20 protein-coding genes and 1 riboswitch are annotated in these 22,714 nt (G+C 68.0%); of the genes, 5 read left to right on the top strand and 15 right to left on the bottom strand.

The genetic code is table 11. The annotated features are described in order from the left end of the window. Positions 1-163: 163 nt before the first annotated feature. Entirely contained in the window at positions 164-1,237 is a 1,074-nt protein-coding gene (hppD, locus tag CRT60_RS09545; protein WP_098736152.1) for a 4-hydroxyphenylpyruvate dioxygenase, read from the bottom strand. Positions 1,238-1,373: 136 nt separating this feature from the next. Here hppD and CRT60_RS09540 point away from each other — a divergent pair, with 136 nt between their 5' ends. Then, positions 1,374-1,850, top strand: coding sequence for an Lrp/AsnC family transcriptional regulator (locus CRT60_RS09540; RefSeq protein WP_098736151.1), 477 nt, complete (start codon positions 1,374-1,376; stop codon positions 1,848-1,850). A 21-nt stretch (positions 1,851-1,871) separates the two neighbouring features. Here CRT60_RS09540 and CRT60_RS09535 read toward each other — a convergent pair whose 3' ends face one another. The 8 genes from CRT60_RS09535 to CRT60_RS09500 all read right to left on the bottom strand — a co-directional run bounded on the left by CRT60_RS09535 (position 1,872) and on the right by CRT60_RS09500 (position 13,233). Then, positions 1,872-3,020 (bottom strand): glycosyltransferase family 4 protein, encoded by a 1,149-nt coding sequence (locus CRT60_RS09535; protein ID WP_098736150.1) that lies wholly within the window; start codon positions 3,018-3,020, stop codon positions 1,872-1,874. Between the two features lie 2 nt (positions 3,021-3,022). After that, a complete protein-coding gene (locus CRT60_RS09530; protein WP_098736149.1) occupies positions 3,023-4,264 on the bottom strand; it encodes a glycosyltransferase family 4 protein in 1,242 nt (413 codons plus the stop codon). After that, positions 4,261-5,556, bottom strand: coding sequence for a glycosyltransferase family 4 protein (locus CRT60_RS09525; protein ID WP_098736148.1), 1,296 nt, complete (start codon positions 5,554-5,556; stop codon positions 4,261-4,263). Before CRT60_RS09525 ends, CRT60_RS09530 begins: the two co-directional genes overlap by 4 nt. A gap of 6 nt (positions 5,557-5,562) precedes the next feature. Then, positions 5,563-6,528: a GDP-L-fucose synthase family protein gene (locus tag CRT60_RS09520; RefSeq protein ID WP_098736147.1), complete on the bottom strand. Its 966-nt coding sequence runs from the start codon at positions 6,526-6,528 to the stop codon at positions 5,563-5,565. Between the two features lie 130 nt (positions 6,529-6,658). Continuing rightward, positions 6,659-7,654 carry an NAD-dependent epimerase/dehydratase family protein gene (locus tag CRT60_RS09515; RefSeq protein WP_098736288.1) on the bottom strand — a complete coding sequence of 332 codons (996 nt, stop codon included), beginning with the start codon at positions 7,652-7,654 and terminating at the stop codon, positions 6,659-6,661. A gap of 60 nt (positions 7,655-7,714) precedes the next feature. Beyond that, entirely contained in the window at positions 7,715-9,070 is a 1,356-nt protein-coding gene (locus CRT60_RS09510) for a nucleotide sugar dehydrogenase (protein ID WP_098736146.1), read from the bottom strand. Between the two features lie 407 nt (positions 9,071-9,477). Then, a complete protein-coding gene (locus CRT60_RS09505; protein ID WP_098736145.1) occupies positions 9,478-10,941 on the bottom strand; it encodes a flippase in 1,464 nt (487 codons plus the stop codon). 87 nt (positions 10,942-11,028) lie between these two features. Next, positions 11,029-13,233 carry a GumC family protein gene (locus CRT60_RS09500; RefSeq protein ID WP_244592376.1) on the bottom strand — a complete coding sequence of 735 codons (2,205 nt, stop codon included), beginning with the start codon at positions 13,231-13,233 and terminating at the stop codon, positions 11,029-11,031. 719 nt (positions 13,234-13,952) lie between these two features. On the opposite strand from CRT60_RS09500, the gene CRT60_RS36145 reads away from it, so the two are divergent. Beyond that, entirely contained in the window at positions 13,953-14,114 is a 162-nt protein-coding gene (locus tag CRT60_RS36145; protein WP_161958008.1) for a hypothetical protein, read from the top strand. Between the two features lie 245 nt (positions 14,115-14,359). On the opposite strand, the gene CRT60_RS09485 is transcribed toward CRT60_RS36145, so the two are convergent. The 3 genes from CRT60_RS09485 to CRT60_RS09475 form a co-directional block, all read right to left on the bottom strand. Further along, entirely contained in the window at positions 14,360-14,569 is a 210-nt protein-coding gene (locus CRT60_RS09485) for an addiction module protein (protein WP_098736141.1), read from the bottom strand. A 178-nt stretch (positions 14,570-14,747) separates the two neighbouring features. After that, a complete protein-coding gene (locus CRT60_RS09480; protein WP_425290400.1) occupies positions 14,748-15,344 on the bottom strand; it encodes an ActR/PrrA/RegA family redox response regulator transcription factor in 597 nt (198 codons plus the stop codon). Between the two features lie 9 nt (positions 15,345-15,353). Then, positions 15,354-16,748, bottom strand: a complete 1,395-nt coding sequence (locus CRT60_RS09475; protein WP_098736140.1) for an ActS/PrrB/RegB family redox-sensitive histidine kinase — start codon at positions 16,746-16,748, stop codon at positions 15,354-15,356. A gap of 87 nt (positions 16,749-16,835) precedes the next feature. On the opposite strand from CRT60_RS09475, the gene CRT60_RS09470 reads away from it, so the two are divergent. The 3 genes from CRT60_RS09470 to tenA are packed head-to-tail and all read left to right on the top strand — an operon-like array spanning position 16,836 to position 19,234. Continuing rightward, a complete protein-coding gene (locus tag CRT60_RS09470; protein ID WP_098736139.1) occupies positions 16,836-17,660 on the top strand; it encodes an ABC transporter ATP-binding protein in 825 nt (274 codons plus the stop codon). Next, complete coding sequence (locus tag CRT60_RS09465; protein ID WP_098736138.1) at positions 17,647-18,486, top strand: ABC transporter permease; 840 nt, start codon at positions 17,647-17,649, stop codon at positions 18,484-18,486. Before CRT60_RS09470 ends, CRT60_RS09465 begins: the two co-directional genes overlap by 14 nt. A 49-nt stretch (positions 18,487-18,535) precedes the next feature. Further along, positions 18,536-19,234 carry a thiaminase II gene (tenA, locus tag CRT60_RS09460; RefSeq protein WP_098736137.1) on the top strand — a complete coding sequence of 233 codons (699 nt, stop codon included), beginning with the start codon at positions 18,536-18,538 and terminating at the stop codon, positions 19,232-19,234. Between the two features lie 58 nt (positions 19,235-19,292). On the opposite strand, the gene CRT60_RS09455 is transcribed toward tenA, so the two are convergent. The 3 genes from CRT60_RS09455 to CRT60_RS09445 all read right to left on the bottom strand — a co-directional run bounded on the left by CRT60_RS09455 (position 19,293) and on the right by CRT60_RS09445 (position 22,674). Beyond that, positions 19,293-19,871 (bottom strand): manganese efflux pump MntP, encoded by a 579-nt coding sequence (locus CRT60_RS09455; protein WP_098736136.1) that lies wholly within the window; start codon positions 19,869-19,871, stop codon positions 19,293-19,295. Between the two features lie 82 nt (positions 19,872-19,953). Then, positions 19,954-20,078: riboswitch (yybP-ykoY riboswitch) on the bottom strand. Positions 20,079-20,104: 26 nt separating this feature from the next. After that, positions 20,105-21,451, bottom strand: coding sequence for a guanine deaminase (gene guaD / locus CRT60_RS09450; protein ID WP_098736135.1), 1,347 nt, complete (start codon positions 21,449-21,451; stop codon positions 20,105-20,107). A gap of 35 nt (positions 21,452-21,486) precedes the next feature. Further along, entirely contained in the window at positions 21,487-22,674 is a 1,188-nt protein-coding gene (locus CRT60_RS09445; RefSeq protein WP_098736134.1) for a urate hydroxylase PuuD, read from the bottom strand. Between the last annotated feature and the right edge of the window lie 40 nt (positions 22,675-22,714).

Raw genomic sequence — 22,714 nt, 5'->3', positions numbered from 1 at the left:
TTTGCGCGTCAGCTTGGGCCCCCCAGCGCGTAGGGGCAACCAAGAACACATAAGTAGAATTATGGAAATATTTGGCGCAGATCCGCGGTTCCAAACGCGGAAACGCCGCCCGGCTTTGCGACCGGACGGCGTTCGGAACCCTGTCTGGAGAATTGGCTGAGGGTCAGGCCGCGTTCTCGCTCAGCACGCCGCGGCGGATCTGGTCGAGTTCGATGGATTCGAACAGCGCCTTGAAGTTGCCCTCGCCGAAGCCCTCGTTGCCGATGCGCTGGATGATCTCGAAGAAGATCGGACCGATGACGGTCTGGGTGAAGATCTGCAACAGCAGGCCCTGGCCCTCGGTCGGGGCGCCGTCCACCAGGATTCGGTTGCCTTGGAGGCGCTTCAGATCCTGGTTGTGGCCCGGAACACGGGTATCGACGCGCTCATAATAAGTGTCGGGCGTGTCCTGGAACGGGGTGCCCATGCCGCGCATCGTCTCCACGGTGCGGACGATGTCGTTGGTGCCGAGCGCCACATGCTGGATGCCTTCGCCCCTGTAGTCGCGCAGATATTCGACGATCTGCGACTTGTTGTCGGCGGATTCGTTGATCGGGATGCGGATCTTGCCGCAGGGGCTGGTCATCGCCTTCGACCGCAGGCCGGTCAGCTTGCCCTCGATGTCGAAGTAGCGGACTTCGCGGAAGCCGAACAGGCGGGTGTAGAACTCGGCCCACTCCTCCATCCGTCCGGTGTGGACGTTGTGGGTCAGGTGGTCGATGTAGGTCAGGCCGGCACCCTGCGGATGCTGGTCCACTCCCGGCAGCGGCACGAAATCGACCTCATAGATGCTGCCGCGGTCGGCATAGCGGTCGACGAGGTAGATCAGCGAATCGCCGATGCCCTTGATGGCGGGGATGTTCAGTTCCATCGCACCGACGCGGGTCTCGACTCCCCAGGCGCCAAGCTCCAGCGCCCGGCGATAGGCGAAGGCGGCGTCGCTGACACGGAAGGCGATGGCGCAGATCGACGGGCCGTGCTGGGCGGCGAAGTTGCGCGGGAAGCCCGACGGCTCGGCATTGACGATGAAGTTCACGTCGCCCTGGCGGTAGAGCGTGACGTCCTTCGACCGGTGGCGGGCGATCGCCGTAAAGCCCAACTGCTCGAACAGGCAGCCCAGCGCCACGGTGTCCGGCGCGGTGAATTCGATGAACTCGAATCCGTCGGTCTTCATCGGGTTGTCCCACATGTCGGCCATGATCGCCTCTCCCTTGGATTGTCCTGCGATCAGTATGCCGGACTGTCCGTGGAAAGAGCTTTCAAAGTGAGGCGGGCACACCTATGATTTTGGCAGGATTTTCCGGCGTTTCGCCTGTGACCGGAGATTTTTGCCGTTGCCTGCCGCACTATCGGAAATCGACATCAGACTCCTCGTCGCCTTGCAGGAGGATTCGCGCCTGACCGTGCAGGAGCTGGCCGACCGGGTCGGCACGTCGCCTTCGTCCTGCTGGCGCCGCCTGAAGTCGCTGGAGGAAACCGGGGTGATCCGCCGCTACACGGCGCTGGTCGATCCCAAGGCGGCGTCGGTCGGCGAGTGCGTCTTCGCCCATGTCACTCTGGACCGTCACTCCGCCGAGACCGCCGCCATCTTCATCGACGCGGTGCGCAAGCGGCCGGAGGTTCTGGAGTGCTACGCGGTGTCGGGCGATGCCGACTATCTGCTGCGGGTCGCGGTGCGGGCCATCGCCGACTACAACCGCTTTCTGGAGGAGTTCGTCTTCCAGCTGCCCTTCCAGGTCCGCATCCGCTCCAACTTCGCCCTGAAGGAAATCAAGTTCGAGACGGCGCTGCCGTTGGGGAGCGGGGCGTAAAGCCGCCCCTGGCTTCTCCCCCTACCCTGCCACGCGGCGCTTGGCCGGCACTGCGGCGGCGGCGGCGGCCGGGTGCGGGCCGGCGATACGGTCGAGCAGCAGGTCCAGGCCGCTGCGGCTGGTCTCGAAGGCCACGCGCGCACGGGTCAGCGTCTGCGCCGAGGCGGCGGCGAGCGCCTCGCGGTCGTCGGCCCAGGCCGACAGGATCGGGACGGCCGCCTTCACGAAGTCGGCATTCTGCGGCACCAGCCCGTCGGCCGGAATGTCGGAGCCGATGCAGCCGCGCTCATAGGCCAGCACCGGCACGCCGGCGGCCATCGCCTCGAACAGCACCAGCGGCTGCGCCTCGTTGCGGTAACGGGTCGGGAAGACGAAGACGTCGATGTCGCGGTAGAAGGCCTCCTTGGCCTCGCCATGGACCGGGCCATGATACTCCACCGCCCCGTCGAAGGCCATCAGCCCGGCGGCGATCATCGCGTTGTCCTTCGGCTTCAGCCCCGGACCGGCCAGCACCAGCCTGGCGTCCACCCCTTCGAGTTGCAGGGCGCGCAGCAGGGCGAACAGCGTGTCCAGCCCCTTCTCGCTGCACAGGTTCGACAGATGGCCGATGCGCAGGGGACCGTCGCGCCGCGGACGCGGGAGGGCGCCGGGGGCGGAGAAGATGGCGTTCGACATGGTCATGCAGCTGCGCGCCGCCGGATAGATCGACTGGAAGCGCATCTGCATCGCCGGGCACAGCAGGACATGGGTGCAGTCGTTGCCGGCGACGCGGGTCAGCAGCCGCATCCGCCAGGTCGGCTTGGAGATGGTGGCGAAGGAATGATGGTGCAGCACCCGCTCATAGCCGAACAGCCGCGCGGTCCCGGCGAGGGCCGCGGTGTAGAGCGCCCCCCAGCCGGAATCCACCGGCATGTAGAAGCGGCGGTCGGGCTTGCGCAGCCCGGCGGCGAGCCGGCCCATGGTGCCGAAGACCCGTGTCATCTTGCGCAGATGGTAGACGGCGCCGCCGCCGTTCCAACCGGGCGACAGGTCGGCGACCTCCACGCGGCCGCGCCCCCGCATGCGGTCCTGCAAGCGCTCCAGCACCAGGGCCGTCACCCGGCTCATCCCATCCACCGGCGGCGGCAGGCGCCCGGAGACGACCACATGGGTGCGCGCGTTCCGTTCCATCGTCAACTCCCGGTCAGTGCCGCTCCGGTCGACCGGCCATGCTGGCCACCCTCCGGGTCGGCGGAATAGTCGGACACATAGTCCGTGTCCGCGCTGCGCTCCGCCTTCGGGCCGCCCAGCGCCACCACGGCCTTCTCCACCGACAGGGCGAAGAAGCTGGCGTCGGCCAACGCCTGGAAGGGCCGCCCGTTCAGGCTCAGGCGGCGCCACTCGTCCTCGTCGCCCGCGACCGACAGCATGTAGCGCGCCAGCCCCTCGGGGTTGTCCGGCTCCACGATGTGGCCGTTCAACCCGCTGCGGATCAGCACGTCGCGCGCCCCGCACTGGTCGGACAGGATGGTCGGAACGCCCATGGCGAGGGCCTCGTTCACCACCAGTCCGAACTGCTCCTCCAGCGACGGCAGAAGCAGGCAGAGCGTGGACCCCAGCGTCTCGGCGATCCCCTTTTCCTGCAGGAAGCCGCGGAAGACGATCGACCCGTCCAGCCCGCGCCGCGTCACCTCGGCCCGCAGCTCCGCCTCCAGCGGACCGGATCCGCAGAGGTGGAGCGGTCGGGCGGCGGGACCGGCTAGCCGCCGGTAAATGTCATAGGCTTCGACCGCCCGGAACAAGTTCTTCTTCGGGACGAAGCGCGCGATGATGGTGAAGTGGCGGTCGGCGAAGGGTACTCCCCCAGGGGCCGGTTCCATCCCGGACAGTCGGCGGATGCGGTCCAACGACAGCGTGTCGTACCCGATGTAGAGCCGGTCCTTCGGAAGTCCCAGCAGACGGAAGTAATCCACCGTGCGGTGACTGCCGCCGATCCCCGCCTGATAGGGGGAGTAGAAGACGCTCTTGACCATTTCGCGCCACAGGATGCGCGGCTTGTCGTCGTATTTGGAGGCGTTCATGTTGATGACCTTGCGGCCCATCAGCCGCATGGTCAGGGCGAGCGCGAAGACGTCCGGGTCCTCGTAATGGCAGAGGAAGACGTAGCGCGCGTCGGCGTTGCGGCATTCGCGCAGCAGGGCGCGGTAGACCGCGGCCTTCGACAGGTCGGCCTTCGACTGTCCGGGGAACAGGGTGATCTTGCGGAAATTCTGCCCCGTCCCGGTCGAATCCCAGTCGTAGGTGTGCGACTTCGACCCGACCTCCAGCCCGATCACGTCGTAGACATGGCCCAGCCGGCGGCCGACCGCCTCCAGCCGGTCCATGTGGTAGGGGCCGAACATCTCCCAACTGAAGACCAGCGCGGGCTTCTTCATGCTGCCTCTCCCAACAGAAGGCGGGCGTAGCGGTCGAGCGCCACGGCACGGGTGGCGTTCGCCTCCACCCAGGCGCGGCCCCGGCGGCCCATGGCGGTGGCGCGGGCGGGGTCCGACAGCAGGGCGGCCACCGCCTCGGCCATCGCGCGCGGCTCCTCCGGCGGGGTGCAGAGGAAGGCGCCGACCTGCGCCTCCAGCGTGGCGAGCGCCGATCCCGGCAGGCAGGTGCTGACGAAGGGCCGGCCGGCGGCGAGGATGGTCACCGCCTTGCCCGGCATGGCGAAGGCCGCCCCCTCGGGCCGCTGGGGCACGAGATGGACGTCGCCCTCCGCCATCGCCTCGTTCAGCTGGTCCTTGGGTGCCAGCGGCTGGAAGATCACGTTGCCGAGCCCCATGGCGCGGGCACGGCCCTTCAGCTCCTCCTCCAGCCCGCCCTGCCCGCGCATCTTGATGCGCGCCTGCGGCATCAGTTCCGCCAAGTGCCCGGCCATGTCCAGCACCTGCTCCAGCCCCTGCTTGCGGGCGAAGGCGCCGCTGTAGAGTGCCGTCGGCGGCTGGTCGGGGCGCGGCAGCGGGTGGACCGCGTCGGCATCGACATGGGGCGGGATCACATGAATCGGCCGGGTGACGCCCAGCTCCTCCAGCACGCCGCGCATCGGCTCCGACAGGACGACGATGGCGTCGGCACGGTTCAGCGCCGCGCGCTCCATGGCGCGGATCGCCTTGACCGCCGCCTTGCCGCCCATGCCCAGCGCCCCGGCGAGACCGGACTGGATGTCGTGGACGATGGCGACGTGGCGGCCGCCCGGCGCCTTGAAGCGGTTGGCGATGGCCACCGACAGGATCGACGGGCAGAGCGACAGCACGGCGGCATGCCGTCCGACCCGGCCGCGGGCACGGGCGGCGGCGAAGCCGGCATGCAGCACGCCCTCGTGGATCAGCCGGGCCTTCATGCCGCCGCCGGCCGGCGGGATGGTGTGCAGGCGCTCGATCAGCACGCCCTCCACCGTCTTGCGGTCCTGCGCCCCGTCGGCGTAGCCGTCATAGACTTTGTTGCCGGGATAGTTGGGACGCGCGGTCAGCACCGTGGTCTCGGCCCCGGCCGCCGCGAAGGCGGTGGCGAGGTCGGTCATCATCGGCGCGCTGCCGGCCGGTTCCGGCCAATAGCTCTGCGCCACCAGCAGCAGTTCTTCCGGCACGGGCACCTCCGCCAGGGAAAGCGCGCCCGCTGAAGCCTTGGAAGCCGGCCGGTCGAAAGCCGGCGGCCGCAGATGGATGGAATCGTCCGGCATCGGGCGTTACTCCGCTGCCTGCTTGGGGACTTGGCGACGCTCCGGAGCGGCATTCTCCAGGAACCAGTCGTAGGTGCGGCGCAGCCCCTCCTCCAGCGACACCTTCGGGCGCCAGCCGGTGGCGAACAGGCGCGACACGTCCATCAGCTTGCGCGGGTGGCCGTCGGGCTTGCTCAGATCGTGGGTCAGCGTGCCGGTGTAGCCGACGGTGTCGCGGATCGAGGCGGCGAGGGAGGATATGGCGATGTCCTCGCCGGGGCCGACATTGATGATCTCGCCGCTGTCGTAATGGTCCATCAGATGCAGGCAGGCATCCGCCATGTCGTCGACATAGAGGAATTCGCGCCGCGGCGTGCCGGTGCCCCACAGGGTGACCGTCGGGTCGCCCGCCACCTTGGCGTCGTGGAAGCGCCGGATCATGCCCGGCAGGGCATGCGAGGTCTCGGGCTCGAAATGGTCGCCGGGGCCGTACAGGTTCGACGGCATGGCGCAGATGGCGTTGAAGCCGTACTGGCGCCGGTAGGCCTGGCACATGGTGATGCCGGCGATCTTGGCGACGGCGTAGGGCTTGTTGCTCGGCTCCATCTCGCCGGTCAGCAGCGCCTCTTCCTTGATCGGCTGCTCGGCATGCTTGGGATAGAGGCAGGAGGATCCCAGGAACAGCAACTTCTTCACGCCGGCGCGCCAGGCGGCGTCGATGACGTTGTTCTGGATCAGCAAATTGTCGCGGATGAAGTCGCCGCCGAAGCGGTCGTTGGCGAGGATGCCGCCCACCTTCGCCGCGGCCAGGATCACCTGTTCGATGCCCTCGCGGTCGAAGAAGGCGCGCACCGCCGCCTGATCGGTCAGGTCGAGCTGCGAGCGGTCGCGGATCACGAGGTCGGTGTGCCCGGCCTCGGTCAGCCGCCGCAGAATGGCGGATCCGACGAGTCCCCGGTGCCCGGCGACGAAGATGCGGCTGTTGCGGTCCATGCGGGCCGTCTCCTTAAGATCTTGTGCGAACGAATGCCTCATCGGCCGTCCTCCCCGCGAAGGTGGAACTCCGCCTTCACAGGGGTGACGGATGGGAGCGCGACCGCCGGTCACGCTCCCCGATGACGCCCTACTCCGCCGCTTGCCCCATGCGCCCCAGGTCCGCACGCGCCCGCTCGGCATACCACTCGACCACGCCGGGCAGGCCGGCGGAGAGCGGGATGCGCGGGGTGAAGCCCAGCGCGGTCAGCTTGGCGATGTCGGGGCTGCGGCGGTCGGTGCCGCCGGGAGCCGCCGGGCCGGGCATCACCTGGGCCTCGCGGCCAAGGCAGGCGACCGTCTGGCGGGCGAGGTCGGCGATGGTGACCTCCTCCGGGTTGCCGACATGGTAGATGCCGAGATGCTCGCCCTTGTCGACCACCGTCACGATGCCGTCGATGGCGTCGTCGATGTGGACGAAGGCGCGGGTCTGGCGGCCGTCGCCCTGGATCTTGAAGGGCACCGTGCCGTTCGGATGGCCGGCGATGGCCTCGACCGCGCGGCGGGAGAATTCCGGCACCACATGTTCCCAGCCCATGTCGGGGCCGTAGACGTTGTGCGGACGGAAGATCGCCACGCGGTCGAAGCCGCTGCGGCCCCAGTTGACGGCCAGCAGCTCCGAGATCAGCTTGGAGCCGCCGTAGCTGTAGCGGGCGTTCAGCACGTCCGGCACCACCAGCGGCACATCCTCCGGCGTCGGCACCATCGGCGGGGTCTGGTAGGCCTCCGAGGAGGAGGCGACGACCAGATCGCCCACGCCGTCGGCGCGGCAGGCGTCCAGGACGTTCAGCATGCCGCGCACGCCGACGTCCAGCACCACTTCCGGCTTCTCATAGAAATGCTTGGTTCCGTTGACGGCGGCCAGATGAAGCACGCCGTCGACGCCGCGCACCGACCCGCGCACGGCGTCAGCGTCGCGGATGTCGCCCTGGACGAACTCCACGTCGTCGAGCACGCCGGCCAGCCGCCCGGTATGCCCGCGCGAATTGTCGTCCAGAACGCGGACGCGGTGGCCGTCACGGACCAGACGGTGGACCAGGGCGGCGCCGATGAAGCCGCTGCCGCCGGTGACGAGATAGTGTTTCATGTCGGTCAAATTCCTCTTCCCAAACCGCTTGGCCAAAGCCCTTTGCGGGCCCGGCTTTCGTCAGGCCACATGCGCGTAGCGGGCGGCGCCATGGCTGCCGAGCGCCACGTAGGCGGTGCCGTCCGGCAGGTCGACGTCACGGCTGTTGAAGTTGTTCCAGAAGTCGTAGATCACGCCCGGACGGTCCATCCGCTGGGCCAGATCCGGCAGCGGCATGGAGGTGAAGACCGGGTGGTTGTTGAGGATCACCGCCAGATTGGCGCCCGACACCGCCTCGGCCATGTTGGCCGCCGGGTCCAGCCCGAAGGAGCGGATGTCGTCGGGGCGGACCACGGCGTCGAAGCCGCGCAGGCGGGCGGTGGGGAAGCGCTGGCGCAGCTCCTCCAGCACCGGCTTGGCCATCGTGCCGCGCAGATCGTCGGTCGCCGGACGGCCCTTGAAGGCGAGGCCCATCAGGCTGATGGTCGGCACCTCCGGGAAGCCCTGCATCGAGTTGGCGAGCTTGCCGAGGAAGTCGGCGACCTCGACCGGCTGGCTTTCGTTGACCAGACGGCCGGCGGCGGTGATCGCCATCTCGACGCCGACTTCGCGCGCCGCCTCGATCAGGATATGGGGGTCCTTCTCCAGGCAGGGGCCGCCGACCGGACCGGGCAGCGGCAGGTTGGTGCGCGGATAGCCCAGCTTGCCGGCGCGCGCCACCTCGACCGCCGAGATCTCCATGGCGTTGCACAGCTTGGCGATCTCGTTGGAGAAGGCGAAGGTGACGTCGCGGTAGGTGTTGTCGACCAGCTTGATCAGCTCCGCCGTCTCCAGCGTGGAGACCTTGACGGTGGTCGGCGTCAGGAAGCCGAAGATCTGCGCCGCACGGGTGGCGACGTCCAGGCTTTCGGCGCCGATGATCTGCGGCAGCTGGTTCAGCTCCAGCAGCGCCTGCCCTTCCAGGGTGCGCTCCGGGCAGAAGGCGATGTCGAACTTCTTGCCGGTGGCGCGCAGGATCGGCGCCACGACGTTGCGGGTGGTGCCCAGCTTCACGGTGGAGCGCAGGATGACCAGATCGCCGTCATGCAGGCTGCCGGCGACCTGACGGGTCGCCGCCTCGATCATGTCGGTGCGGACCCGGCCGTCCTTGCTGAGCGGCGTGCCGACCGTGATGATGAAGACGCTGGCCTTGCTGCAATCGGCCTGGTTGCGGCTGAAGGTCAGCCGGCCGCGTGCGATGACGTGGCGCAGCTTCTCCGTCAGGCCCGGCTCGTGGAAGTGCGGGTTGCCCTCGCCGAGCTTGTCGAGCACGTCCTGCCGCACCTCGACCCCGTGCACCTGGAAGCCGGCGTCCGCCATCGCGACCGCCAGCGTCAGGCCGACATAGCCGAGCCCGAGGACGCAGACGTTACGATCGGAAAAAGTCTTGGGAAGCATCGTCGCTCCTGCCGTTTGCTGAGGCCCCGCCACCGGCGGCGGGTTGCCGAAAGTTTGGAGACGCCCCGCGTGCCATGTCCTGTTGCCAAGCAGGCAGACGGAGAAACCTCGAAATTCGAAATTGTTTTCTTGTTGTGACTTCGCCGTGACGATGAAGTACCTCGTTACCGGCGTTGTGCAACGCGAAGTGTTTCAGAAATCACCGTCCGATGAAAAGACCATGATTGCAGATCTCCGCCGTATTAATGGTACTAACCCTCGCCGGGGCCAAATGAATGCTTGGAGGCACCAACAGAGACGTTCGAAAGTGGTGCAATAGGCGCATTCCGTTCCTGCTGCCGGTATCCCTTGACCCGGCCTTGCAGAATTGAGGGTTGAACCATCCATCCAGCCACGGCCCGCCCCTCTCAGGCCGTGGCGCTGGTCAGCCGCCGCAACCGTTTCAGGTGGACCAGTCCGGTCAGCACGGCCATCGCCGCATAGACCGCGACCATCGCGACGCTGCCGGCGACGAAATGCACCAGCGCAGGCACCCGGTCGAACAGCGGGGCGGCGAAGCTGTCGAGCGCCAGAGCCGCGGCTATGGCCGCACCGGCGCACAGCAGAGCCCGCGCGGCGATCCCGCCATACAGCTCCCCGACCGTCTGCCGGTGGATCCAGGCGATGGCGACGGTGGCGGCCAGTTCCGCGGTGAAGGTCGCCATCGCGGCGCCCTCGATGCCGTAACGGGGGATCCACCAGATGTTCAGCAGGGCGTTCAGCGCGCCGCCCGACAGCATGGCCACCATGTAGCCGGTCTGCCGGTGCCAGACGAGCAGCGGATTGCCCAGGATCATATTGGCGTAGACCACCGCCGAGGCCAGCATCAGCAGGCGCAGAGCCAGCGTCGCCGGGGCGTAGGCATCGCCGAACAGCGTGCCGAGGATGGACGGCGCCAGGGCGAAGCCGCCGGCGATGACCAGCCCGCCGACCGCCAGCATGACGCCGGCATAGGCCCGCATCCGGTCGCGCATCGGCCCGAGTTCGCCATAGGCGGCGGCCAGCTGCGGCAGGAAGGCGTTCATCACGATGTTGCCGACCAGATTGGCCAAGGTCTGGATCTTCACCGCCGCGCTGTACCAGCCGACCTCGGTGTGCGGCGCCAGGAAGCCCAGCATCACCACGTCGAGATGGGTGAAGATCGCCCAGGCGAAGACGCCGACCGCCATCGGCGTCGCCGCCGTCAGGATTTCGCGCCACACCTTCAGGTCGACCCTGGGGCGCAGATGGCCGAAGTCGCGGCGGAAGCGGCCGATCATCACCAGCGCGTTGACGGTGATGGAACCGCCGGTGATGGCGGCTGCGGTGATGGCGTCCTCAGGCCCACGCACCAGCAGGAAGACGAGAAGCATCGAGCCGATGGAGGTGCCGATCTCGCGCGTGGCGATCACCCCCATCTTCTCGGTCGCCTGGTAAACAAAGTCGAGGACCAAGGCGTTCCCGAGCAGCTGGACCGCCTGCACCAGAAGAACCGCCTTCACCTCCATCGGTTTGTCCAGCGAGAGGACGAAGGCCGCATAGAGGACGCCGACCACCAGGGCCAGCACGGTGCGCAGGGTCAGCACATGTTCCGACAGCTCGGCCGCCCGCTCGCGGTGGTCGTCCTGCTCGCGGTTTCTCGCGATTTCACGGATGGCGTAGGTGGAGAGGCCCATGTTCACGAACAGCGCCGCATAGGCCATCAGCGAAGTGCCGAAGCCCAGCACGCCGAAACTGTCCGGTCCCAGAACCCGCGCGGTCCAGGCCGCGGTGACCAGCCCGCTCGCCATCGTCGCCGTTTTCGCGGCGGCAAGGGCGCGGATGTTCCGGAAGATGCGGTGTCCAGCGGACATTCATGGGCTCTTCGGTGGTTGATGGAATCGTGACGCACTGCGCAAAAGATCCTCGGCCGGCTTTCGGCCGGCCGAGGGGCCTTGTCCTCAGTTCGCGTAGTAGCGGCGGTAGCCGTGGTAACGCCCGCTGTCCGGGAACTCGTACTGGGCATGGCGCCGGGTATCGACCTGGCTGAACAGGACGCCGACCACCTCGCCGCCGGCCTCGATCACCTCCTTCAACCCGGCCATCGCGGTGCCGCGCTTGGTCATGCCCCAGCGGACGATGAAGACGGTCTGGTCGGCCAGGGCCGCCAGCAGCTTGCCTTCCGACACCGCCAGCACCGGCGGCGAATCCAGCACGATGCGGTCGTAATTGACCGACAGGCGCGACAGCAGCTGGTGCATGCCCGACGAGCCCAGCGTGTCCTGCGGCAGCGTGCGGCCATGGCCGGCGGGGATGACGTGCAGGCCGGTGCGCGGATCGACCTGGATCACCTCCTCCAGCGTCGCGGTGCCGGCCAGCACTTCCGCCAGACCGCGGTTGTTGGACATGCCCAGCATCTCGTGCAGGCACTTCCGCCGCAGGTCGCAATCGACCAGGATCGTCCGCTGGCCGGCGTTGGCGCAGGTGCGGGCGAAGGCGGCGGCGACGGAGCTCTTGCCCTCGCCGGGGACGGACGAGCTGAACAGGATCACCCGGTGCCGTCCGTCCGGATTGGCGAGCAGCAGCGAGGTGCGCAGGTTCTGCATCGATTCCGCGAAGGCGGAGATCGGCTTGTCCACCACATAGGCGGCCGGCGACCCGCCGAAGCGCGGGATGCGCGGCACGATGCCGAGGCTGCGGACGCCGGTCGCCGTCTCGAACTGGTGCGGGCTGCGGAATCCGCTCTCGGCCCGTTCGCGCAGCATGGCCAGCAGTACGCCCAGCGTGCCCGACGCCACCAGCGCCAGCAGCAGGATCAGCTTGCGGTTCGGCTGCGACGGGTCGAGCGGGATCGAGGCCTCCGACACGATGCGGGCATCGGGCTGGCGCATGTCGTTCTGCGTCGCGATCTGCTGCGAGCGGGTCAGCAGCGCCTCGTACATCGACTGGGCGGTGGTGGCGTCGCGCTCCAGCGTGCGCAGGCCGACGGTCGCCTGCTGCTGCTCGTTCTGCTTGGCCTCGACCTGATCCAGGCTGGCCTTCAGCCCCTGCTCGCGGCCCTTCGCCAGCTCCACCTCGTTGCTGAGGTTGGAGACGATCTTGCCGACGTCGGCCTTGATCTGGCCTTGCAGGTCGCGCAGCTGGCTCTGCAGCGCCTGCAGCATCGGGTGCTTGGCACCGTAGCGGTTGGTGGCCTCGGCGATCTGGCGCTGGAGATCGACCTCGCGCTCGCGGAGCGCCTGGATCAGCGGCGAGCCCAGCACGTCGCCGACCGCCGAGGCGCCGCGCGGCGAATTCGCCATGGCGGTGACGTCGCGCAGCTTGGTCTCCGCCTCCTGCCGCTTGGTGCGGGCCAGGATATAGTCGGCGTTCAGCTGGCTCAGCTGCTGGCCGACCACCGTGCTCTCGTTGTTGGACGAGGTGGTCAGGCCATGCTGGGTCCGGTACTTCTCCACCGCGTCGCCGCTGGTCTGCGCTTCTTTGCGCAGGTCGGTCAGCCGCTCCTCCAGCCACTGGGTGGCGCGCTTGGATGCCTTGAACTTCTCGTCGAGCTGATCGACCAGATAGAGGTCGGCCATGGTGTTGGCGATCAGGGACGACTTGCGCGGATCCTCGCTGTCGAAGCTGACGGCGATGACGTAGGAGCGGCCCTGCGGACGCACCGACGTGTTGTCGAGCACGGCGTTGACCACGGAGGTCAGGTGGTTGCGCTCGATCTCCTCCGGCGACAGCGGCACGCCGCTGGACGCTTTCCAGCTGTCCGGGATCCAGTTGCGCGGGTTCAGCGCCGACACCCATCCGGGGGGCGGCGGACGCAGCGAGGCATTGAACTCCGGATCGTTCATCAGCTTGAGTTTCGCCACCACCTTTTCGGCGAAGGCCGGCGACTTCAGGATCGCGACCTCGCTCTGCAGCGCGCTGATGTCGGGGGTCATGTCGGACACCACCCCCTCGAAATTGAGGACGGTGTTCTTGCGGTGCTCGACCATGATGAGCGTTTCGGCGGTGTAGAGCGGCGTCATCCGGAAGGCGACCAGGGCCGCCAACCCGGTGCCGACCACGATCACCGTCCCGATCAGCAGCTTGTGCCGGCGCAACAACCCCGTGGTCCGGCGCACCGCGCTGGCGGCGCTGGCCGACAGATCGTACGAAATGCCGGGCGACATGGACCCGGGGCCCCGCCGAGACTCAGGGTTGTTGCGTCGGGGTTGTTCCTGAAGTTCCTGGGTGGCCAAAGGGTCCTCCTCGCGTAACGACCAGAAAGCGCGGCCATAGGACCATCCGTTTGCCCGATCCTCCATTCCGGGCAGCGGATGCTGTCCGGTGGGCAGGCTCGGCGGTTCGTCCGATTGGCTGAAACGCAGTGTTAGTCCAGCCGTTGCATCGGCCATCCAGTGCATGCGGCGAGCAATGGGCGCGCAGTGGGTAGCCTTCCTGACCCTGTTGCAGTGCAGTATGAACCGTCGATGCAGGACCGGGCATAATGGGGGTTACCCGGAAGGACAGGTTGCAAGACGTTCGATCGCACCGGCCGGGCCGCGGGTATTCCAGCGATTTTCCCGGCGCGGACAAGCCCGGGGCCGGATGCGAAGACCCATCCCGCCAACGCCGGGCGGCACGCGACGTTCCGCGCCGGAACGGTTTCTCAGCCGTGCCGGCTGCCGTTGTCACACTTTCCCAACGATTTTAGAGGGTGCGGCCCAAAGGCAAATGATGCCGGGAACCGGGCGCCGGATCGTGATGCACCGCATCGGACCGCGGGCGCCGGACAGACCGAATTCCCAATCCCGACTTGCGGCAAATTGTTCTGTACACGAATTTTTATGCTATAACGGATACTGTAAAAGGTATAGAGTTCCTATGTCTTTTGGACGGAGATTGCGTCATGCCATACCGTCAGGAATCCGCCACCGTCAGCGCGATCAGGTTGATCCGCGACCATAGCCGTGCATGCCATAACCTGTCCGCCCGTGAGGTGCTGCTGCGGGTCGAACGGCGCATGATCGAATTTCTTGAAGATTGCCCTGCCCTGCCGACGCGCAATTGACGCCCGGCTCAGCGACAGGACGGCCCATCGCGTCCCGATGACCGACAGGGGGCGAGCCGGATGCTATGCACGGCGGGAGTTGGTATGAACCAGTGGGAACTGAAACGGGCTCTCCCCGATCCGCAGCACTGTGCCGTCGACCGCAGCAAAGAAGCGGTCGCCCAGACCGAAGGAGCGGCTGTCGTACCAAGCCTGGGCCTCACGCAGATCCGTCTCCGCTTCGGGCAGAAAGAAAACCGGGAGGCTCACGCGTCGCGCTGCCTCAATCTGGCGCGCACCGTCTCCCATGGAACCGCGTGTGCGCTGGTTTCGGAGAATCCGGAGTTGCGCCGGTCGAGTTCGGCCCTCATGCCCACCGTCAGCGGAATGTCGGCGTCTTTGAGGCTATCCAGCAGATCCTCCGCCAGTTCCAGGCGCTCCTGCGGCGAAAGATGACTGAAGTCGATCCTGGGCATGGCCTCGTCTCTCCTGTGCAATTTGAAGATGGCACTGCCGAACGAGCCTGTCGAGAATTGCCAAAGCGATCTTTTGCGGTGGCTCCATCACAAACGGCAAGCCCGATACCCGACATGCGAACGGCCCGCCCCCGATCCGGGGCGGGCCGTTCGCATGTCGGGCCTGAACCGCTCCGGCTCAGGCGCGCGGGGCGTGCTTGTTCAGGATGCGCTGGAGCGTGCGGCGGTGCATCTTCAGGCGGCGCGCGGTTTCCGATACGTTGCGGTCGCACTGTTCGAAGACGCGCTGGATGTGCTCCCAGCGGACGCGGTCGGCCGACATCGGGTTTTCCGGCGGTTGGGGCAGCGGGCGGCCGTCGGCCAGCAGCGCGGATTCCACCGCGTCGGCATCGGCCGGCTTCGGCAGGTAATCGACGGCGCCGGCCTTCACCGCGGCGACGGCGGTGGCGATGTTGCCGTAGCCGGTCAGCATGACGATCCGGGCGTCGGGACGGGCGTCGCGCAGGGCCGACACCACGTCCAGCCCGTTGCCGTCGCCCAGACGCAGATCGACCACCGCGAAGGCGGGCGCCGATTCCTGCGCCACCTCGATGCCGAGCTGGATGCTGTCGACCGCGACGACGTTGAAACCGCGCTTTTCCATGGCGCGGGCCAGCCGCGTGCGGAAGGGGGCGTCGTCGTCGACGATCAGGAGGCTGCGGGTGACGTCGCCAGTGAAGGTCAGTTTGACGGCATCGCCCGACAGCATGTCATCGGTTGTTTTGAGGGTGTCCACCGTAAAACCTCATTTCTTGGCGTTGATGGTCTTCCAGCGCACGGAAATCCGCGCACCGGTTCCGCCCTGATTGGAGTGCCCGCCGGCGGCCTGATCAGCGGGCGGCGTGCCGTCCGGCGGATTGTTGGTGTAGCGCACGGTTGCGCCGGTCTTTTCCAGCAGCGTCTGCGCGATGAAAATGCCGAGGCCCATATGCCCGCCGCCCGTCTGCCCCTTGGGCCCGGAGCGCTCGCCGCGCACCGACAGGTACGGCTCGCCGATGCGGCCCAGCAGATGGGGCGGGAAGCCCGGTCCGTCGTCCATCACCGTGATGGTGACGCCACGCCCGTCCCAGGCGGCGGCGACCGTCACCTTGTGGCGGGCGAACTGGTGGGCGTTCTGGATGAAGTTGCCGATGCCGTGGATGATCTCAGGGCTGCGGCGCAGGAAAGGCTCCTCCGCCTCGCCGACCGGGTGCGGTTCCACGGCGAAGTCGATGTGGCCGAGACGGTGCGGGGCGGCGGCGGCCTCGATCAGCGTGGTCAGCGGCAGCCGTTCGAACGGGTCGCCGCCGTCGGCCTCCGGCTTGCGCGCCAGATCGGCCAGGATCTCGCGGCAGCGCATCACCTGGCTTTGCAGAAGCTCGACATCCTCGCCATAGGGACTGTCCGGCGGCAGGTCGCGCGCCAGTTCCTTCGCCACCACGGCGATGGTGCCGAGCGGCGAGCCCAGCTCGTGCGCAGCCGCCGCGGCGAGCGCGCCCAGCGCACCCAGCCGCTGTTCGCGGGCAAGCGCCACCTGCGAGGCGGCGAGCGCATCGGCGAAGCGCCGCGCCTCCGCGGCGACGCGGAAGACGTAGCCGGCGATGAAGACCGACGACACCGTCAGCGACAGCCAGACGCCGAAGGCATAGAGCGGCGCCATCGAGCGCACCGGCTCCTCCCACGGCAGCGGGAAGTGCCAGAGGGCGAGTGCCGTCAGGCAGATCAGGTTCAGCCCGGTCAGCAGCACCGTGCTGTAGCGCGACAGGATGGCCGCACCCACGGTCATCGGCGCCAGCAGCAGGATGGCGAAGGGGTTGCTCAACCCGCCGGTGAGATAGAGCAGCAGCGTCAGCTGCAGCATGTCGTAGCTGAGATACAGCGCCGCGTCGCGGTCGGCCAGCCGCAGCCGGCCGCCGCGCTGGGTCATCGCCACCACGTTCAGCAGGGCCGACGCGCTGATGGCGGCCAGCACCGGCCCCAGCGGCAGCGGGAAGCCCAGCCCGAGATTGACGAAGGTCACCGCGGCCAGCTGACCCAGCACCGCGACCCAGCGGATCAGGATCAGCGTGCGCAGCGTGATGCGGCCGTCGGGCTGCGCCCAATGCGCCGGCACCGGGGAGGCCGGGACCGGTCCGGTCAGCGCGCTGGCGAACGTCACCATGATCGTTGTCCCGATCCTTGTCCCGATCCTCGCCGCTGGGCCGCATGCCCCTGGCGGTTGCGGCGCTTGCCGCCATATTCTGTGCCCATGACCGAACGAACCATCCCACAGCAGCCGGGCACACCTGCCATTGCCCCCGCCATCCGGGCGGAGGGGCTGACCAAGCGCTTCCCCACCCCGGACGGGCGGGACGTCACGGCGGTCGACGCCATCGGCTTCACCGTGCCGCGCGGCAGCGTCACCGGCCTTCTCGGCGGCAACGGCGCGGGCAAGACGACGACCATCTCGATGCTGCTGGGGCTGTTGCTGCCGACGGCCGGGACAGTGGAGATCCTGGGCGTCGACATGGCGCGCCATCGGCATGCCGTGCTTCCGCGCATGAACTTCTCCTCCCCCTACGTCGAACTGCCCCATCGGCTGACGGTGCGGGAGAACCTTACCGTCTATGCCCACCTCTACGGTTTGACATGCGTCAAAAAGCGCGTCCAAGAATTGGCCGAGCATCTTGACCTGTCGCGTTTTCTGGATCGGCCGTCGGGCGGACTGTCGGCGGGACAGAAAACCCGCGTGGCGCTGGCCAAGGCTTTGCTGAACGACCCGGAGCTTCTGCTGCTGGACGAGCCGACGGCGTCGCTCGATCCCGACACCGCCGACTGGATACGGACATATCTCGAACGCTACCGGCTGCGCACCGGCGCCACCATCCTGCTGGCCTCCCACAACATGCTGGAGGTGGAACGGCTGTGCGACAGCGTGCTGATGATGCGGCAGGGGCGGATCGTCGACCGCGGCGCGCCGTCGGCCCTGCTCGCCCGCTACGGCCGCCAGACGCTGGAGGAGGTCTTCCTCGACATCGCCCGCGCCTCCGACGACCGCATCCTGACCGGGGAGACTGCCGATGCCGCCGAATGAACTGGCGATCCCGCGCGCGGATTTCTCGCTGCGCCGGGTCGGCGCCATGGTGCTGCGCTACTGGTACCTGCTGCGCGGCTCCTGGCCGCGTATCCTGGAGCTGGCCTATTGGCCGACCATGCAGATGATCCTGTGGGGCTACATCAACCAGTTCATGGCCTCATCCAGCGGCGGCGGCAGCGGCTGGGTGGCGCAGGGCGCCGGCGTGCTGGTCAGCGCGGTCCTGCTGTGGGACGTGCTGTTCCGCGGCCAGCTCGGCGTCTCCATCTCCTTCCTGGAAGAGATGTGGTCGCGCAATCTGGGTCATCTGTTCGTCAGCCCGCTCCGCCCCGGCGAATGGGTGACGGCGCTGATGACCATGAGCCTGCTGCGCACCCTGATCGGCGTGCTGCCGGCGGCGGGGCTGGCGATTCCCTTCTTCGGCTATTCGGTCTTCACGCTCGGCCTGCCGCTCGCCGCCTTCTTCGCCAATCTGATCGTGCTGGGCTGGTCGCTGGGGTTGCTGATCGTGGCGCTGATCCTGCGCTACGGCATGGGGGCGGAGGGGCTGGCCTGGATCGTCGTCTTCATGCTGGCCCCGGTCAGCGCGGTCTATTACCCGGTGTCGGTCCTGCCGGCCTGGCTCCAGCCGGTGGCGCTCGCCCTGCCGTCCGCCCATGTGTTCGAGGGCATGCGGGCGCTGGTGTTCGACGGCACGCTGCGCTGGGACCATCTGGCCTGGGCGGTCGGGCTGAACATCGTCTACATGGCGGGCGGCATCGCCGTGTTCCTCTATGCCTTCCACCAAGCGCGGGTGCGCGGTGCCTTGCTGCAAACCGGCGAATAGCGGGTAGAGTGCCGGCCCCACTACGTCAGCGACACCGGAGACAGCCGCCATGACCCCGCCCACCGCCGCCGACCCTGCCACACCCGACCTGTTCGACCGGCTCGTCGCCGGGGCGCGGCCGGACTGGTCGGCCTATGTCGACCATGCCTTCGTGCGCGGGATGGGCGACGGCACGCTGCCGCAGGAGTGCTTCCGCCATTATCTGGTGCAGGACTACCTGTTCCTGATCCATTTCGCCCGCGCCTATGCGCTCGCCATCTACAAGGGCCGCGACCTGCGCGAGATGCGGGCCTCGCTGAACGGGCTGAAGGCGATCCTCGACATGGAGATGGACCTGCATGTCGGCCTGTGCGCCGGCTGGGGCCTGCCGGCCGCCGAACTGGAGCAGGCGGCGGAGTCAAAGGCGACGATGGCCTACACCCGCTATGTGCTGGAAACCGGCTTGCGCGGCGACCTGCTGGACCTGCATGTCGCGCTCAGCCCCTGCATCATCGGCTATGCCGAGATCGGCCGCCGGCTGGCGGCGCTGCCGGGTGCGCTCGACGATGCCAACCCCTACCGTGTCTGGATCGCCGAATATGCCGGCGATGCCTATCAGGAGGTGGCGCGGGCGGCGCGGGAGAATTTGGACCGGCTGGCGGCCGACGGCATGACCGAGGCGCGCTTTCCCCGGTTGCTGACCATCTTCCGGCAGGCGTCCCGGCTGGAAGCGGACTTCTGGGAAATGGGGATGACGCTGGCGGAGTAAGAGCTACGGGAAGGAGGAGGCGTCTGCCTCCTCACCCCGCCAAGGTCACCCCGCCAGGTCACCCCATCGTGTGCTCCAGCAGGATCTTCGCGCCCAGCCCGATCAGCACGACGCCGCCGGCCATCTCGGCCCAGCGGCCCAGATGGTTGCCCGCGGCCTTGCCGATCAGCACGCCGCCGAAGGCGACCGCGAAGGTCACCACGCCGATCAGCGCCGAGGTCGTCACCATGTCGACATCGACCAGCGCCAGCCCCGCCCCCACGGCGGCGGCGTCGATGCTGGTGGCGACGGCGGTGGTCAGCAGGGCCAGCCATTCGGCGCGCACGCTGCGCACCGGGCCGCAATCCTCCTCGCCCTCATCCTCGCCGTCCATAATGGCGTTGCGCAGCATCGCACCGCCGACCGCCAGCAGCAGGCCGAAGGCGATCCAGTGATCGACCGACTCCACCAGACTGGCGAAGGCGATGCCGATGCCCCAGCCGACCAGCGGCATGGCGAACTGGCAGACGCCGAAGGCGGCCCCCACCCGCACCGCTTCCGGCAAACCGGCACGGCGCGAACAGGCACCGCGGCCGAGAGCGGCGGCGAAGCTATCCATCGAAAGGCTGAAAGCGAGCGCGAGGGACGTGGCGATCATGGCTATTCCCGGGCCAGACAACACAGTGGAATCGGGCGGACTCCGGCTGGCCGCGGAGATGTCCGATCCACTGGTCTCGCCGGGTCGACCCTTTGGTCGCCGTGCGCGCCATGGCGGTAACGGCCGAAGGCCGGAACCATCCAAGTCTGTTGACGCGAACCCCACCGGATCGCTGCCGGCGGGTGGCTACTCCCCAATGACGGCGGAAGTCCTACAGGGACTAGGGGCTTGGGTCAAGCGCCGGTTTGCCGCAGGTGCGAATTGCGGCCGCGCAGATAGGTGGCAGCCACCGAGCGGTCGTCGCCCAGCGTCACCTGGATGAACAGCTCCTCCTCCAGATCGCCGTCCACCGCCTTCATGCGATGTCGCATAGCCGGCGTCGCGGCGGGATCGAGCACGACGAGGTCGGCCCAGCGGCCGGGCTCCAGGCTGCCGATCTCGCCGGCCATGCCCAGCGCCTCGGCATTGCCGCGAGTCATCCAGTGCAAGGCGGCGAGCGCCGGCAGGTTCTGCCGCCGCAGTTGCAGCACCTTGTAGGCCTCCGCCGCCGTGCGCAGCATGGAATAGCTGGTGCCGCCGCCGACATCGGTGGCGATGGCGGTGCGCACCGGCCGCTCCGGCTTCGACAGGGCGTCGAGGTCGAACAGGCCGCTGCCGATGAACAGGTTGCTGGTCGGGCAGAAGACGGCGACCGAGCTGCTCTCCGACAGCCGGGCCATCTCCGCGTCCGACAGATGGATGCAGTGGCCGAACAGCGAGGTCGGTCCCAGCAGCCCGAAACGGTCGTAGACGTCGGTGTAGTCGCGCGCACCGGGAAACAGCCGGCCCACCTCGGCGATCTCGTCGGTGTTCTCCGACAGATGGGTCTGCATGTGGACGCCGGGATGCTCGCGCAGCAGCGCACCGGCGGCCTCCAGCTGCGCCTCGGTCGAGGTGATGGCGAAGCGCGGCGTCACGGCATAGCGCTGCCGCCCGGTCCCATGCCAGCGGCCGATCAGATCCTTGCCGTCGCGGTAGCTGCTGTCGGCTGTATCGGTCAGGGCGGCGGGGGCATGGCGGTCCATCATCACCTTGCCGGCGATCAGCCCGGCGCCGCGCGCCTCGGCCTCGGCGAACAGGGCATCGACCGACTGCGGGTGGACGGAGCCATAGACCACCGCCGTGGTCGTGCCGTTGCGCAGCAGCTCGTCCATGAAGAAGGATGCGTTGGCGGCGGCATGGGCCGGATCGGCGAAGCGCTGCTCCTCGATGAAGGTGTATTTCTCCAGCCAGTCGAGCAGCTGGGCGCCGTAGGAGGCGATGACCTGGGTCTGCGGGAAATGGATGTGGGTGTCGATGAAGCCCGGCAGCACCAGCTTGCCGCTGTGGTCGTCGACCGCCACCCCGTCCGGAACCCGGCCGCGCAGATCGTCCCAGTCGCCGACCTCCAGAATCCGCCCGTCAGCCCCGACCAGTAGCAGCCCGTCCTCACAATAGGTCAGGCAATCGAGATCGCCCGGCCCGGCGGGCGCGCGATGGAAGCTGAGCAGGCGTCCGCGGATGGCGGCGGAAACGGGGACGGCGATAGACTGGTCGGGCATGGGGGTCCGGTTCGATGGAGTGCTGTGAGGGAGGGTTACTTAATGTTCCCGGACCACGCCGCCAACACCGCCCGCTCCTGCGGGGTGATTCCGGTGATGTTGGCGGGGGGCATGGCGCTGCTGTAGCCGGCTTGCAGGCGGATCTGCTCGGCATGGCGGCGGATGCCGTCGCCTTCCAGCACGACGCCGCGCGGCGGGGTGGCGATGCCCTCCCACACCGGCTGGGCGGCATGGCACATGCTGCATCGGGTGGCGACGATCTCCTCCACCTGGGCGTAGCCGACCTTGACCGGCGCCGCAGCGGCGGTGTCGGCCGTCGCCGGCCCCATGGTGCTGAGCCAGATGCAGCCCAGCATGCCGGCGGCGGCCACACCCCAGGTCCACCAGGGCGTCGGCTTGCCGGCATGGCGGCTGTTGAAGAAATGGCGGATCGCCGTGCCGACCACCAGGACCAGCGCCACCATCGCCCAGTTGTAGCGGGTGGAGCTGACCAGCGGGTAATGGTTGGACAGCATCAGGAAGACGACCGGCAGGGTCAGGTAGTTGTTGTGCAGCGAGCGCTGCTTGGCCTTTTTGCCCAGCGACGGGTCCGGCGTCTCGCCGCGCAGCATGGCGGCCACCGTCTTGCGCTGGTTCGGGATGATCAGCATGAAGACGTTGCAGGCCATCATCGTCGCCATCAGGGCGCCGACCTGCAACATGGCGCCGCGCCCGCTGAAGATCTTCGTCATGCCCCAGGCCGTCGCCACCAGCATGACGAAGCCGGCGACAGCCAACGCCCCGTCGTTGCGGCCGAGCGGCGACTTGCACATCAGGTCATAGGCGACCCAGCCCGCCACCAGCGCCCCGACGCTGATCGCCACCGCCTGCCAATGGCTGAGCGCCAGCACGTCCTGGTCGATCAGGAACAGGTCGGCGCCGCGGTAATAGAGCACGCACATCAGGAAGAAGCCGCTGAGCCACGTCGCGTAGGATTCCCACTTGAACCAGGTCAGATCCTCCGGCAACTGCGGCGGGGCGACCATGTATTTGGTCATGTGGTAGAAGCCGCCGCCGTGAATCTGCCAGGCGTCGCCCGCCGTCCCGGACGGCGCCCCTGTCCGCTTGCGCAGCGAGGCGTCGAGATGGATGAAGTAGAAGGACGATCCGATCCAGGCGATGGCGGTGATGACGTGCAGCCACCGCGCCAGGGCGTTGATCCATTCCCACAGGATGGGCTCCATCGCGCGCACGCTCCTTCCGGTCAGGTCGATGGCATGACTG

Source organism: Azospirillum palustre (genome assembly GCF_002573965.1).
GTDB lineage: Bacteria > Pseudomonadota > Alphaproteobacteria > Azospirillales > Azospirillaceae > Azospirillum > Azospirillum palustre.
Note: the sequence above shows the minus strand (reverse complement) of the source record. Positions and strands in the feature narration are given on the sequence as shown.